The organism is Acinetobacter sp. 24-47-47 (genome assembly GCF_057737035.1).
Window position 1 is genome coordinate 1,701,393 of sequence record NZ_CM173216.1, and the last position, 14,670, is coordinate 1,716,062.

Sequence of the window (14,670 nt, forward strand, 5' to 3'; positions counted from 1 at the left end):
ATCAAAAAGGTGCTGAAATCAGCACCTTTATTTTAAAAGTATCCTTTATGACTTTGCGCATGTAAGAATGCTGGGATTAAACCCGTTAATGCTGCCCGTATATCCGCACGCTCATTGATCAACTGATGAGATCCCTCCTCTAACATGAGCAAGGTCTGAAGGCGAAACTTTCTGCGTATAAATTCGATATTATAACGCCAGTCTACGGTTTGATCTTGAGCACCTTGAGCGAGCCAAACTGGAATTCGGCATGCAGGTCGATTTTCCATTTCCAACATCCACTTTGACATTGCTAATATCCAATCCATCCCCATCATACGCGGTTGTAGTGGATCTTTTAGACGTACAAATCTTAAAAATTCAGGATTGTGATTATTGCGTTTAAAATGTCTCGGAACTTCACGTTTAATACGGCGAATGATGCCCAAGCCTACTGGATTATGCCACCATGCTGTTTTTGCAGGTCTGACTAATGGCGACAAGAGTAATACGCGTTCTACAATTGGATTTTTACGTTGTTCAGCAAACTCCAACAAATGATGCATCCAAATTGCACCACCAGTACTCTGTCCGATACCTAGCCATGGTTTAGGCAATTGATCAGCTTGTTTTACATATTGGTGAACCGCATGGAGTACTTGCTGATAATGATCAAAGTTCTGAATGCTGGCAGCATTGCCATCACTTAACCCATGTCCAGGCAAGTCATAAGTTAAAACACTAAACCCTTGATCCAGCAATTCACCAATAATTGGTTGGTAAATCCCACTGTGTTCCAAATAGCCATGCAATAAGAATACAGTACCTTTCACCTGCTCTATGCGAGGTTGATACACCTGCACATGAAGTTTGAACAAAGGCATTTTGATATAACCCTGCCAATAATTCGCTTCAAGACGATCAAGTGCGTAAAGATGACGATAAGCTTGAATCTCTTTCGAAGGAGAATAAGGTCGATTTAAGTTTAAAGGTTCCAACCTTAGTGGTGTTTGTTCTCGATTCGGAATAGGTAAATCGAGTTGTTTCAACACATTTGGATTCAGAAATGGAATATCAGACATTATGGCACCTCCCGACAACCGCTAGAGCCAAACATTACATCTCTGATCGTGGCAAGTAATTCATAATTTGCACGACGACTGTGATCGTAATTTAATTGGCTAGGACGCCATGTTGTCAGCATTGTAGGCATAGGCGCTTCAACAGGAATTGTCTTGATACCGTTCAAAGCAAAAAGACGTCGTGTACGTGTCATATGATAACGATCGGTAATCAGAATCACTGTCGGCGCTCCTCCTTTTTTTTGTAATAATAATGAACTAAAGCGTGTATTCTCACAGGTATTCATGCTGCGTTGCTCTAATAGATTCGCTTCTACGCCACGCGATGCTAGCCAAGCTTGCATGTACGGTGCTTCAACACCACTCAACACAATAGGTAAATCCGTTTGCTTCTCAATCTCAAGTGTTTTTTCTAGTCTAGAGCGTGTATAATCATTAACTACGATATCAATTTTATTATCCCCTAGCGTCAACCCTCCACCCAACACTACTATCGCATAAGGTTTATCCTGTTGATTTGATAAAGTTTTATTTTCATTTTGAATCAACGCGATATCTTTGTAGATTTGCGGATCTAATGTTTGAACATCGTCTTCTTCTAAGGGATGATTTCTAAGGAAAAATTCATATTTTTCCATTAAAGCCAAGCGCTGATTTTTTTCTTCATTGATGGATGAGTTTGTTGAATCAGTTTGGCTTATGGCAACATCACTGGCTGAATCAGGCTGATCAATTGCGAAGACAACATCCTCTTTAGTTTCATTCTTTGTATTTACATCTATAAGCAATTCATCTTTAATTTTTTGTTTTAATAAAACATAGCGAGTTTGAATTTCAGCAAGCTGTTCAGCCCCTTGATCATTCAATTGTTCTTCAATAAGTTTGAGATAAGCTTGTCTTGCAATCCACAATCTTGAACCAGGCTCCAAATCCTCCTTATCAGTTAATGCTGCCATTTGCTGGCTCTTGGCAGCAATTTCGTCAACTTTGATAGGGACAAATGCGTGAAGTGATTTCACAACAAGTGCTGAATAAAATGGTGTATACCAGAAAACCATGAGACAGCCCAAAAGTGCGAATATGATCGCCATCATACGCACCGTTGTCACCATCCAATGTTTTCTAGACATACTGTCCTTTTTATACTAAATGAGATTGAATAGAACCTTTTTGATCGAACAAAACAGGCTCAGGTTCTAATAAAATACCAAACTTATTTAACACATCTTGCTGCACAGAGCGATAGGTTGCCTGCACATCTGTGAGAGATGCATCGGCGTAATTGACTAAAACTAAAGCCTGTCGATCAAACATTCCCACTTTTCCTAATTTTTTTCCTTTCCAGCCTGATTGGTCAATCAACCAACCAGCTGCAACTTTTACGGAACCATCCGCTTGAGGATAGTGTGGAATCGTGGGATGAAGCTGTAAAATTTCCTCAAATTTCGTTTTAATTAAAATCGGATTTTTAAAAAAGCTCCCTGCATTTGGATATTCTGCAGGATCTGGGAGTTTACTTTGACGAATTTTGATCACTTGTTGCTGTAAATTATATGGCGTAATGTCATCGCCCATCGCAGCATTTAAATCTCCATAATGCATTTTGAGTTGTGGGTGTTTAAGTAATTTAAAGATGACCGCAGTAATAACAAACCGCTCAGGGTGATCTTTAAAAATACTGTGTCGATATGAAAAATGACAATCACTCGCTTGGATTTGTACGATTTCATTTTTAGTACGATCAAAAGCCTCTACAAATTCAATAAATTCACCGACTTCAACGCCATAGGCACCGATGTTCTGAACAGGTGCAGCACCCACCCACCCTGGAATCAATGCGAGATTTTGCAATCCATAAAAACCTTGCTCTGTTGTCCATAGCACGAACTCATGCCAGTGACGTCCAGCACCTACTCGAATTGTTACATAGGTATCATCTTCAGCAAGCAGGACAAGATCATCTAAATGTAATTGAACAACCAAAGCATCTAGATACTCGGGAAGCAGCATATTACTCCCCCCAGAAAGTATCATCATGTTTAATTGAGCTTGCTCAGCAAATTGAATTGCTTCTCGCAAATCTTGAAGAGATCGAACAATACAATAATGAGATGCAACAGCATTTAAATTCAACGTATTGAAAGACTGGAGTTGTATATTAGTTTGAATATCAATCATATTTTTATCTTACTCAACGTTTGACTGCTGCAACATTGGTTTTAAGTAACTAATCCATGCTTTACTGTTCGACTCACATTGATCTAAGACCAACTCAAAGCCATCATCTCCACCATAGTAAGGATCTGGTACGGGTTGATTTAAATATGAATGATCCTTGGCACTCATGAGCTCTATTTTTGCTCGCAATTCATGGTTTTGAAATATCTGCGCTGCTTCAACTTGCAGTTTCTGAATATTGACTAGATTTTCATGATCCATCGCCAAGATTAAATCAAATTCCTTAAAGTCTTCAATACGAATCTGTCTCGCACGTAATGAAGATAAATCATACCCTCGTTTCAATGCGTGCTTTTGACTTCGATGATCAGGCGCTTTGTTTGGGTGGTAGTTACTGGTTCCAGCTGAATCAACTTCAATATTTAATTTTTCTAAATCAGCAAAGTGTTTCATTACCACTTCTGCTGTTGGGGAACGACAAATATTTCCTAAACATACACATAAAATTTTGTATGGCATTTTCGTCGTCATCTTCGCCTCAAAAATACATATACTTTCGCAGTGCATATGTTAAGTTATTTAAGGAGTGAATCCTATAGAACTGTAAAACAATAATCTTATTTAAAGCGCAAAAAGGATGTGTGATGAGCCAATTTCAATTTCAAACTGTCGGGAATATTATTTCTGGTTTAGGGAGTATTCAACAGCTTGGCTCAATTTTAAAACAACATCGATTTAATAAAGTTCTTCTCGTCACAGATCAAGGAATGATTGATCATCACCTCCACCAACCTATTCTTCACATTTTCAACGCTACTGGGACTGAGTTCAGTATTTTTTCCGATGTCGTTGCAGACCCTCCTGAGGAAGTCATCTTAAATGCAGTAGATGAAGCAAAACGTTTACACATTGATGCAGTCATTGGTTTTGGCGGTGGTAGCTCCTTAGACGTGGCAAAAATTATTGCCGTACTTGCACACCCCAATCAAACCCAAACGATTTCTGAGTTATATGGCGTCAATCAAGCTCAATCGCCACGATTACCACTTATCTTAGTGCCTACAACTGCAGGTACGGGTTCTGAAGTTACACCAATCTCTATTGTCACTACAGGCAAAACAACAAAAACAGGAATTGTTTCACCCGTTCTGTATGCGGATACTGCCATTTTAGATGCAACTTTTACTCAAGGTCTTCCGGCTCACATCACTGCAGCAACAGGAATTGATGCAATGGTGCATGCAATTGAAGCCTACACCTCAAAACTAAAGAAAAATTTCTATTCTGATTTGCTCGCTAAACAAGCATTGGATTTATTGAATCAAAATTTAAAACTTGTTCTAGAGCAACCCCAAAACCTAGAAGCGCGCCAAAAAATGCTCTTAGGCTCTATGTTGGCTGGACAAGCATTTGCAAATGCTCCTGTTGGAGCTATTCATGCGCTTGCCTATCCTTTGGGCGGGCATTATCACTTATCGCATGGTCATACCAATGCAATCGTGCTTGTTGAAACACTGAAATTCAATGCACCTCAAGCGAAGAAATACTATGCTGAACTGATGCAATGGATTGACCCATATAGCAAAGGCAATACTGATGGCTTATGTGATTTATTTATTGATCATATGGAAAGGCATGTTAGCCAGAGTGGGTTGAGCTTAAAACTCAATGAGCTAGGTGTACAAGAATCAGATTTAGAGATGTTAGCTAATGATGCGATGCAACAAACGCGCCTCTTACAAAACAATCCTAGAGCTCTAAGCTATGCTGATGCTTTAAGCATCTACCAAGCAATTTATCATTAAATGACTCGAAATCTTTAATCAACTTTCTGAATAAAATATGACAACTATTTCAAAAAAAACTAGAGCAGACTATCAATTCTTTTTTCCCATCCAAACCCGTTGGGCTGATAATGACGTGTATGGGCATGTCAATAACGTCACTTATTACAGCTACTTTGACACCGCCGCAAATGCGCTACTTATTCAACACGCACTATTTGACTTTAAAACTTCGCCTATCATTGGACTCGTTGTTGAATCAAAATGTACATATTTTTCTGAACTATCCTACCCCGAAGTGATTGATGTTGCTGTCGCTATCGAAAAGATTGGACGATCTTCAGTGACGTATAGCATTTCAATATTTAAGAAAAATCAATCAGAGCCTGCTGCTCAAGGTTATTTTGTGCATGTATTTGTCGACCGTGACTCTCGTAAAAGTATTGAATTACCAAACTCAATACGCGAAGCCTTAACTACGTTTATGACGAAATCAACTTAAGACTTAAGCTGAATATTATGTAGCTCACCGCCGAAAATTTTTAACAAGTCTTCCACGACGGGTTCTTGATGAATCAATTCTTCAGCACGTCGATATGCCTTTTGCTTACGCTTTTCCTGCAGATCGAAAGGCGTCTCACCGTTTGGTTCGTTGTATTTTACGATTAATTGAGATTTTGAAAATGATTGCTTGAGTGCTGCTTCTAAACTCGGAATGAGTGAGTGCAATAAAGCTTCGTATTTTGCAGGGATATAGAATTCACATGTTCCATCAATTTGACCTTGCATAAGACCTTGTTGTGCTAATTCTTGTACCGCAGGTGTTAATGGACTATTTCTGAACCAATATTCCCACTTTTGAGTATCCCATTCACCTACCAATTCGACAGGCTCAAGCCTTAAAATATCTTGAGGCATTAAACCTTTTAAGCCAGCATCTGCGACAATATTTTTATTCTCATCAAGTAGATCTAGACTTGGGCAATGAGTGCCATTCGATGATCCTTCTTCTTGAACTGACAATTCAGCGCTTTCAGCAGAATGTTCACTTGGCTTAGGCTCTAAAAAGAAAATATTGTCTTGATCAACAATAGAAGATTCAACAGGCTCTGAATTAAAGCTTGCTCCAAATGAAGTCAGCTCAATCTCCCCACTGCCTACCACAGAGTTGGTTAAATTCTCTTGTTTCACTTCAACAGATACAGACTGACCGACATCATCCGCATGATTTAATTCTGTTGAATGCAAGCTTTCAGATTCAGATTTTTCAGGATGAACTGACTCCGTAGGAACAGCCTCATCATCTGATGCCATCATCTGCTGAAATAAGATTAGATCCGTATTTTCCTCATCATTTACATCACGACTACGCTGAATCGAACTCGTATTATTCTCAGGCGAACTGATTTTCGATCCTGCCTCTTGATGATCAGCCGATATAGATTCTGAATTCTCTGTCGAAATCTGATTGAAATTTTCAGCTTCTTTTAAGACATTTGATTGTTCTGGAGGTGCTTGAGTGGTCAGCTGCTCATTATTCGCCATCGGGCGGAATGCCAACAACCTGAGCACACACATTTCAAAGCCTTGCTCTTGAGTCACTGCAATTTGTAATTCAGCACGACCTTTACATGCAATTTGATAATACAATTGTAGATCTTGAGCAGAAATCATGCTCGAAAGCTGCATAATTTTCTGATTAATCTCAGCACTATATTTTAAACTCAAGTCTGGTAAGTATTGGAGTAAAGCCAACTCATGTAAAGTTGAAATGAGTTGATCCAACACCAAAGAAACATCAAGTGCTTGTTGACGGAATTGGAGTAATAAAGCACTGACTTTAGCACGTTGATTTTGATGTATCGCCAAAATAAGGTCGAAAATAATCGTGCGATCAATCAAACCCAGCATTTCTTTCACATCTTGGTGGTGAATCGCACCTTGCCCATATGCAATTGCTTGATCTGTTAGCGACAGTGCATCACGTAAAGAACCTTGTGCTGACTCAGCGATCTGCCAAATCGCATCAGCTTCCGCATTAATTGATTCTTTAGTTAAAATTTGTGTGAGATGTGAAGTGATTTCATCAACCGCCAATGGGCGTAAAGTAAATTGCAAACAACGTGAAATAACCGTAATTGGAAGTTTTTGAGGATCTGTCGTCGCAAATAAAAATTTGACATGTTCAGGCGGTTCTTCAAGTGTCTTGAGTAAAGCATTGAAAGAATGTGTGGACAGCATGTGTACTTCATCAATGAGATACACTTTAAAACGACCTTGCGTTGGTGCATAAGGTACGTTATCCAATAATTCTCGTGTATCCTCAACTTTGGTTCGGGAGGCTGCGTCAATTTCAATTAAGTCTATAAATCGACCTTCATTGACTGCGGTACACGTTGGGCATACTTCACACGGTGTAGATGTTACACCTGTTTCACAGTTCAGACATTTAGCAAGAATCCTTGCAATCGTTGTTTTACCAACGCCACGCGTCCCCGTAAAAAGATAAGCATGATGCAGTCGACCACGCTCTAAAGCACTGGTTAATGCACGCGACACATGGTTTTGACCAACCAATTCTAAAAAATTACGTGGACGATATTTACGCGCAAGAACCTGATACATGAATGCTCCCTAATTACAGGACTAAGCATACTGTTTTTTTTGGCAAGAGTGAATGCGTTACAGATCATTCATACATTCAAAAAACAATTTAAACCCAACTCTTTTTTCTTGGGAAAATTTAACCTGTTAAATTCAAACTAAAATCATCAAAATTTTCGTATTCCTCACCAGTCCCATCGATACGAATTTCTAGCATTTTGTTGACCAAATCGACAAGAATGATATTTCTGGTTGGAACACCGTTTAATTGAATCAAAGACTTCTCAGTATTAATGAATTTGAACTGACCTTTGATTTCTTCTGCTTGGTTATGACCGCTTAGACTTAATCGTGACAACACATACGTTTGGTCTGCGTTAAGTTGTAAATCAACAGCCATACCAGGACAATCATCACAACGCGAAAAACACCCCATACATGGCGTAGTACCTTGATATAAACCAATATATTGAGGTGTTACTTGATTTTTTATCGAATCATTCTGTTTCAAGAGTTGATTTGATTGCGTGGACTGATCGCAAGAAGCCATATGAATCGACGATATCAAAACGAATGGGATGACAGTACTACGGCGCATAATCACAAATCAATTTTAACAATTTTGTGAAAATTACCATATCTCAAGTCTGCATATGAATCAATGCGTATGTTGGTGCACGTGAACCCCATCATCATGTAAAACTTGATCAGGGTAAGCGAGTCCAATCCCTTTAATTACTTCAGCAAAATATGACCCTTTATCTGTATAAACTTTAATAATTGCATATTGATCTTCAATACTTTGAGTAATCGTAAAATAGTTTAGATCAGCAGGATAATCCTCAAATTGCCCCTTATATCTCACAATTCCATCCTCAACTTGTTCAATCTCAGTAATTTCGGCCACACGATTGATACCAAATTGCAAAAGTTTCAAGGGAAATTTACTGCCCTCTTTCATGCTCGCCACTTGATCAGGGCTAAACTTAAATAAATAACCCGTGTCAGCCCGATGCTGAAAACTTTCTGGAAGAATCATATGCCGTTCAACATTTTGTTCTAGTACAGGCATAAGCTCAGGCATCAAATGAGAACTCGATGACTCATTCTTATTTTTAAGGCGTTCGTCATGAGCATAAACATTTTGACCCAGTTCATTTTCAACTTGATGCTGCTGTAAGCTTGCAGATGGTTTGTCTTTTTCGGGTTTTAGATATAACGTAAATGTAGCAGTCACAAAAACTGCTACACCCAATAAAATATAAATTACTTTCATATATTATTTGAATAGCGACACTGCTTTAGCATTTTTATTAATCATAGTGACAGCATCACGATCATTCGTACCCCCTAATTGGTATCCATACTTTGGATGGAATAAATCTGGGCTTGAGAAATAAGAGATACTATTACCTCCCATAATCGTACTACCCAAAGGATGCTCCAAACCACGTGCTGGCCCAGCGGTATCATGATGATTAACCCCCATATTATGACCGAATTCATGTCGTAAAACCGTGATTCCACAGTTAATACTTCCACTACCGATCATATAATTGGAGTTAGGGTTTACAAGTAAGTACGCTAAACCACAGCCCTCTTCATCACCTTCATAATATATAGCATCAGCTTTTAAGCGATTACGCTCATTCTGAATAACTTTGTCCACACGACCAATATCAAGGACATTGTTTAATGTTTTAGAACCTGGTGTTTTATATTGCAGATAACCAACGTTGCGTAGATAAAACTTGGCATTTGAATTCTCTGCAGACACATTGGTTAGGTCAAAGCCTTCAATCAATCTAATTTTCGCTGCATTTGCACCTAATTTCTCTGTAACAGCAGGACTACTCACCAAAAGCATGTCAATCGTTGAACTATCAGCTTGCCATCCTTGAGATGTATAGACAAAACGTTGCGTTTCACCAGTTTGAATCGTTTGTCGTAAATTATTGGATGCCTGAATTGTGCTGCTCCACGCCGCTCCAGAACTTATGATTATCTTGTCATTGATTTGAGCGCGATCAGGTAAATTAATTACTGATTGCCAATTTCCATTTGCCAACTTAACACGTGTCACTGGTTGTTTAGGATCAGGAACTTTTTGATTATTTAAATCTTTCGCTTGTATCACACGTTCTGGTGCAGAAACTAAAATCCACTTCGCTAATTCTTTTACAAACATAAATTCATATCGTTCACCTCTATTTAGTTTTAAAGTTGCTGAGGTATTGATATTCTGATTTGCAATAGTAGCTTGCCATGTTGCAGTCGACTTCACGATCACACGATCACGGTCATATGCTGAACTTGGTAATGTGAATTGTGACACCCAGTTTCCATCACCAAAAATAATTTCAGTTAAAGGGCTATCTGTTTTATTTAACTGAGTACCCACTGAACTAACATTTAGTTGTCTCGGCTTGATATATTCAGGCACCCATTTTTTTAGATTTTGATTAAATACAAACCAATAGCGATCTCCTTTTTTTAAATTAAAATTACTCGAAAAAAGAAGATTTGTTGTATCAATTGATGAATCCCTGCCTGCATCAGATTCAATCAACATTACCGTATTGTTAGCAACATCGCTCGGCAATACTATTTTCTTTGCCCAAGCGCCATCTTTTAGATGAACTCGCTGTATTGTTTGTTGATTAGATATAATATTTTGTACACTTGAATTATCTAAAATGACACTGGGTGTACTGTTGATTCGCCATTTTTTTAAAGATTCACTATAAATAAAGTCGAATGTGTTTCCTTTATTGATTTGAATTGATTCAAGGGGAATATCAATATTGGAAGTATCTAGATATGCCGCATATCCCGCCGATGAGGAAATTCTAATCTTGTCATTATTTTTTGGATTGTTTGGCAGATAGATTTGTTTCGTCCAATTTCCATCACGCAATTCGAATTCTAATTCAGCATAACCGCTCGGAATCTGCCCGCTTTGCTGATTTTGGTTTGGTGTAAGTACTGTACTTGCCACAACACCACTCATCAAACAACCCATTAGTAAAAAGGTAATTTTTTTATTCATCATGTCACTATTTGTTTATTTTAGTTAAAGTTAGTATACATTATAAATACAAATTCTCCTTTGTAAATGTTAAAACCATCCCTTTTTACCATTATTAATGTGATCCACACATCTTAATGCCTCTTGCGATAAACTCCACAAACGATAATCCCCTGTAATTGACCCAACAGGATAATTATGGGTATAGGCAAAGCTTAATTTTCTTTCAGGATCACACCAAGCCCCTGATCCGTTGTAGCCCATATGACCAAATCCATTTTTTGCACTTTTACCCAGCGTGATAACTCTGTGATAACCCAAACGCCAATGCATAGGTATTGGCATCACCTTGTCTCGATCATAGCTTTGAATTTGCGAAAGTTGTTTGAATACAAGTGGCTTGATAAATTGTCTTGATTCGAACTGACCATAGTGCGCCATCATGGCATAGATTTTCGCTAAACTTCTGGCTGTAAAGACACCATTAGCAGCAGGAATGGGTTGAGTCAGAACACGATCATCAAAAAAGCTAAACCCCTTCATTCCCTTTGGAATCATTGCATCTATAAAATCATCAGGATTTTGACCAGAATATTGAATGATACGATCCGAAAATGAAACTTTCTGTTTTTTCTTCTTTTGTTGTGCAACTTGAGTAGTTGATGACTTTTTTTCAATATTTGTTTTTTCTAGAGGTTTGGCTATTCTTGAAAGTTGATCCTGAGGGACACCAAAATAGGCACCATCTAATTGCAGTGGTTCTACTAAATATTGATTCATCAGCTCAGAAAGATTTTGCTGAGTCGCTTTTTCAATCAGCCCTCCTAATAACCAGCCATACGTAAGTGCTTGATATGCATAATTTGAATTGGGTTTAAAACGTGGTGTCGCGCTAGCCATCACATTGAGCATGTGATCCCAGTCTGCCATTTCAGATGCTTGAGCAATGACATTTCTAACATCATATAAACCACTACGGTGACTCAATACGTCAGCCAAAGTAATCTCAGATTTTCCATGTTCAGCAAATTCTGGCCAATAATCAGCTATGGGTTGACGATAATCTAATTTCCCTTCACTCACTAGAATATGCGACAAAGTCGCTAAGATCCCTTTTCCGGTGGAATAGCACATCGCCATCGTGTCTTCTGACCACTCTTCACTCGAAGACTTTTTTCCAACATAAATATCAACCACTTTTTCTTGACCATAATATACAGCCAATGATGCACCACCTTGTTCAGTACGAGAGTCTTGTAAACGACTAAATAAATGTGCCAAATCTGCAAACTGATGGTGAACGATACCCTTATAATTATGTGTGTCAGCGTAAATTAAATCTTTTAGAATTTTCATCTTCTATCCTTGATTTATAGTTATAAAAAAGCCTAACAAACATGTTAGGCCTAGAGCATCTATTAAAGTGGTTTCACAACACCAGAAACATGAGGTTTTTGTGATTTTGCATTACGAACTAACAAATATGTCGCTTGATCTCGCTCACCCGTTAAAAATTCAACCTCAGATGGTAAAAACATAGGCAACTTAAAATAAACATCAGCATCATAAGCATCCGGTAAACTAATACTTGCTAATGCTTTAGCCTTACTCCACATGCCATGCGCAATCGCTTGTTTAAAACCAAATGCTTTCGCTGTAACTGCATGAATATGAATGAGGTTAAAATCACCTGAAACGAGCGCATAGCGACGACCCGTGTTTTCAGCGACTTTCCAATTACCCTGTGATTTAAATTCAGGCAACTGATCTTCTTTCGCCTTTGAAGAGGATGAAGTATTTGTTTTTTCACGAGAAAGATAGGTTGTTAAACCCTCCATCACCACATCATTACCTACTTTCGCAGTGGTAATGAAGTCAAATTGCAAACCTTTGTCATGTGGTTTTAACTCACCAAATTTGCATGATAGCGTGATGGTTTCATTCACTCCAATTTTGCGATACTGCTTAACTTGATTACGAATATGAACTAAACCCAGCAAAGCAAATGGGAAAGGTTCTTGTGTCATCATTTGCATCTGCAAACTTTGAGAAATGACTGCCAAGTAAGTCGATGGTACATATCCATTATTCTTATAACCACAAATTTCGTTATAAGATTTTAAATGGTCATGATCAACACGATATTCATCAACGATGTAATCCACTTGTGGCAGTGTCTTTTCGCCTTTCGGTTTTTTAAAAATTAAACCTTTAATGACTTTAGGATAAGCTAAATAAGCTTTTGGCAATTGACTAAAGTGACGTGTTTTCATGTTAAAAATTCCCATTTATCTTTATAAAAAATTTAAAGTTTGCAGCTCAACAAAACGATCATAACAAATCATACGAGCAATAAAGAGAGCAATGCCTGAACATTACTCTCTTTCATTTAACAATCTATGACCACTAAAGCTTAAGCACCTAATAAACTTTGACCGCACACACGTACAATGTTTCCATTCAGCCCCGTTGAAGCAGATGAAGCAAATAATGCGATTGTTTCAGCCACATCAACTGGTTGACCACCTTGACTCATCGAATTCATACGGCGACCCGCTTCACGAATTGCGAATGGAATCGCTGCTGTCATTTGAGTTTCAATAAATCCAGGAGCAACAGCATTAATCGTTACACCATTTTTCAAAATTGGTGCTGTAAATTTCACTAAACCAATCACACCAGCTTTAGAAGCTGCGTAGTTCGTTTGACCGAGGTTACCCGCAATACCTGAAATCGAAGATACGCAAACGATGCGACCATTTTCATTGATGCCTTCATTAGACAACAAATAGTCATTCACACGCTCAATCGCAGATAAGTTAATGTTAATCACAAGATCCCAAAGCTCTGGCTTCATATTAGCAAGCGTTTTATCACGTGTAATACCGGCATTATGGACAATCACATCTAGCCCGCCTTGAGCAGCCGCTGCAGCTTTGATTTTTTCTCCAGCATCTGGTGCAGTGATATCAATCGCTAAAGTCGATCCACCAATTTCACTCGCAACACGATCAAGATCTGCTTGTTGTTGTGGTACATCTAAGCAAATGACATGAGCACCATCACGCGACAAAACATGCGCAATCGCTTCACCAATACCACGACTTGCACCTGTGACCACTGCAGTTTTGCCCGCAAGTGGTTTAGTCCAATCAACATCAACAACATTTGCTTTTGAAACACGAATGACTTGACCTGATACATACGCTGAGCGCGGAGAAAGTACAAAACGAAGTGTAGATTCAAGATTTAAAGCAGCATCTTGATCTACATAAACCAATTGTGCAGCAATACCTTTCTTAAATTCTTTACCTACAGATTTCACGAATCCTTCTAATGCACGTTGAGCAATCGCTTGTTTCACTGTAGGTGCTGATTCTGGTGTCAAGCCAACGACGACTACACGACCTGAAGTTTGAATTTGGCGAGCAATTGGATTAAAGAATTTATACAATTCAATTAACTGTTCAGAGTCCTGAATACCCGAAGCATCAAACACAACTGCTTTGAATTTCGACTCTTTATCGCCTTCATTAAACGCACCTAAGTTCAACCCTACTTTAGCTGCAGCTTGTTGTAACTCAGCATTGTTTCCCGCATAGCTGTTGGCATGAATATTACTCAGAACTTGCGCAATTTCACCATTAAAAAGACTTTTAGACGCAGAACCGAATAAAACAGCGCCTTGAACAACAGGCGTTGCTGATTCAAAGCGATCTAAGTGAATTGGAGATGGTAAACCTAAATTTTTGATGACAAATTTACCAATTGGAGATTTTGCAAAAGCTTGATATTGGTCAGTCATGAATATGATCTCTCGATAGAATAATTTTTTGAAGGATCTATGGTGTAGATGAAGTTCAGTTCAAACTCTGATACTTAGTAAATTAATCGATCCCTGCGTTTCAGTTAAATAATACTTGAGTTACTCTATGTATGTCTTGACCTGAAAGCATTGCTAAATGTCATTTTAGTCAATACGACCTCTTAGCGATTATGCTAATGTAGCACTCAA

At 38.4% G+C, this 14,670-nt stretch carries 13 protein-coding genes; 2 read left to right on the forward strand and 11 right to left on the reverse strand.

Annotated features, from left to right (window positions below):
• Positions 1-32 precede the first annotated feature (32 nt).
• From AC1M9E_RS08015 to AC1M9E_RS08030, 4 genes are read right to left on the reverse strand one after another with little or no spacing between them, the layout of a single operon-like run.
• Complete coding sequence (locus AC1M9E_RS08015; RefSeq protein WP_035266046.1) at positions 33-1,061, reverse strand: alpha/beta hydrolase; 1,029 nt, start codon at positions 1,059-1,061, stop codon at positions 33-35.
• A complete protein-coding gene (locus AC1M9E_RS08020) occupies positions 1,061-2,191 on the reverse strand; it encodes a YdcF family protein (protein WP_488224665.1) in 1,131 nt (376 codons plus the stop codon). The genes AC1M9E_RS08015 and AC1M9E_RS08020 overlap by 1 nt, the downstream gene beginning before the upstream one ends.
• A gap of 10 nt (positions 2,192-2,201) precedes the next feature.
• Positions 2,202-3,236, reverse strand: coding sequence for a UDP-N-acetylmuramate dehydrogenase (murB, locus tag AC1M9E_RS08025; RefSeq protein ID WP_488225199.1), 1,035 nt, complete (start codon positions 3,234-3,236; stop codon positions 2,202-2,204).
• Positions 3,237-3,248: 12 nt separating this feature from the next.
• Positions 3,249-3,770 (reverse strand): low molecular weight protein-tyrosine-phosphatase, encoded by a 522-nt coding sequence (locus AC1M9E_RS08030; RefSeq protein ID WP_481590721.1) that lies wholly within the window; start codon positions 3,768-3,770, stop codon positions 3,249-3,251.
• 113 nt (positions 3,771-3,883) lie between these two features.
• Between AC1M9E_RS08030 and AC1M9E_RS08035 the strand changes: the two genes are divergently transcribed.
• Both AC1M9E_RS08035 and AC1M9E_RS08040 read left to right on the forward strand, forming a co-directional pair.
• Positions 3,884-5,044 (forward strand): iron-containing alcohol dehydrogenase, encoded by a 1,161-nt coding sequence (locus tag AC1M9E_RS08035; RefSeq protein ID WP_481590722.1) that lies wholly within the window; start codon positions 3,884-3,886, stop codon positions 5,042-5,044.
• Between the two features lie 37 nt (positions 5,045-5,081).
• Positions 5,082-5,525, forward strand: coding sequence for an acyl-CoA thioesterase (locus AC1M9E_RS08040; RefSeq protein WP_092767801.1), 444 nt, complete (start codon positions 5,082-5,084; stop codon positions 5,523-5,525).
• Here AC1M9E_RS08040 and dnaX read toward each other — a convergent pair.
• The 7 genes from dnaX to AC1M9E_RS08075 form a co-directional block, all read right to left on the reverse strand.
• Entirely contained in the window at positions 5,522-7,648 is a 2,127-nt protein-coding gene (gene dnaX, locus AC1M9E_RS08045) for a DNA polymerase III subunit gamma/tau (RefSeq protein ID WP_481593689.1), read from the reverse strand. The two genes, AC1M9E_RS08040 and dnaX, sit on opposite strands and share 4 nt — an antisense overlap.
• Positions 7,649-7,766: 118 nt before the next feature.
• Positions 7,767-8,225, reverse strand: coding sequence for a copper resistance protein NlpE N-terminal domain-containing protein (locus tag AC1M9E_RS08050; protein WP_092767797.1), 459 nt, complete (start codon positions 8,223-8,225; stop codon positions 7,767-7,769).
• A gap of 60 nt (positions 8,226-8,285) precedes the next feature.
• Positions 8,286-8,903 (reverse strand): metalloprotease secretion chaperone CpaB, encoded by a 618-nt coding sequence (cpaB, locus tag AC1M9E_RS08055; protein ID WP_092767795.1) that lies wholly within the window; start codon positions 8,901-8,903, stop codon positions 8,286-8,288.
• A gap of 3 nt (positions 8,904-8,906) precedes the next feature.
• Positions 8,907-10,637, reverse strand: a complete 1,731-nt coding sequence (cpaA, locus tag AC1M9E_RS08060) for a metalloendopeptidase CpaA (RefSeq protein ID WP_481608070.1) — start codon at positions 10,635-10,637, stop codon at positions 8,907-8,909.
• Between the two features lie 108 nt (positions 10,638-10,745).
• Positions 10,746-12,005, reverse strand: a complete 1,260-nt coding sequence (locus AC1M9E_RS08065; RefSeq protein ID WP_481608082.1) for a serine hydrolase domain-containing protein — start codon at positions 12,003-12,005, stop codon at positions 10,746-10,748.
• A 68-nt stretch (positions 12,006-12,073) separates the two neighbouring features.
• Complete coding sequence (locus AC1M9E_RS08070) at positions 12,074-12,928, reverse strand: MaoC family dehydratase (protein ID WP_481597806.1); 855 nt, start codon at positions 12,926-12,928, stop codon at positions 12,074-12,076.
• A gap of 140 nt (positions 12,929-13,068) precedes the next feature.
• Positions 13,069-14,460: a 3-oxoacyl-ACP reductase gene (locus tag AC1M9E_RS08075; RefSeq protein WP_035266061.1), complete on the reverse strand. Its 1,392-nt coding sequence runs from the start codon at positions 14,458-14,460 to the stop codon at positions 13,069-13,071.
• Positions 14,461-14,670 lie beyond the last annotated feature (210 nt).

What these genes read in the sequence shown, in the direction of transcription:
- AC1M9E_RS08015 (WP_035266046.1), bottom strand. Translation starts at nt 1,061, where the DNA reads ATGTCTGATATTCCATTTCTGAATCCAAATGTGTTGAAACAACTCGAT.
- AC1M9E_RS08020 (WP_488224665.1), bottom strand. Translation starts at nt 2,191, where the DNA reads ATGTCTAGAAAACATTGGATGGTGACAACGGTGCGTATGATGGCGATC.
- AC1M9E_RS08030 (WP_481590721.1), bottom strand. Translation starts at nt 3,770, where the DNA reads ATGACGACGAAAATGCCATACAAAATTTTATGTGTATGTTTAGGAAAT.
- AC1M9E_RS08035 (WP_481590722.1), top strand. Translation starts at nt 3,884, where the DNA reads ATGAGCCAATTTCAATTTCAAACTGTCGGGAATATTATTTCTGGTTTA.
- AC1M9E_RS08040 (WP_092767801.1), top strand. Translation starts at nt 5,082, where the DNA reads ATGACAACTATTTCAAAAAAAACTAGAGCAGACTATCAATTCTTTTTT.
- dnaX (WP_481593689.1), bottom strand. Translation starts at nt 7,648, where the DNA reads ATGTATCAGGTTCTTGCGCGTAAATATCGTCCACGTAATTTTTTAGAA.
- AC1M9E_RS08050 (WP_092767797.1), bottom strand. Translation starts at nt 8,225, where the DNA reads ATGCGCCGTAGTACTGTCATCCCATTCGTTTTGATATCGTCGATTCAT.
- cpaB (WP_092767795.1), bottom strand. Translation starts at nt 8,903, where the DNA reads ATGAAAGTAATTTATATTTTATTGGGTGTAGCAGTTTTTGTGACTGCT.
- cpaA (WP_481608070.1), bottom strand. Translation starts at nt 10,637, where the DNA reads ATGAGTGGTGTTGTGGCAAGTACAGTACTTACACCAAACCAAAATCAG.
- AC1M9E_RS08070 (WP_481597806.1), bottom strand. Translation starts at nt 12,928, where the DNA reads ATGAAAACACGTCACTTTAGTCAATTGCCAAAAGCTTATTTAGCTTAT.
- AC1M9E_RS08075 (WP_035266061.1), bottom strand. Translation starts at nt 14,460, where the DNA reads ATGACTGACCAATATCAAGCTTTTGCAAAATCTCCAATTGGTAAATTT.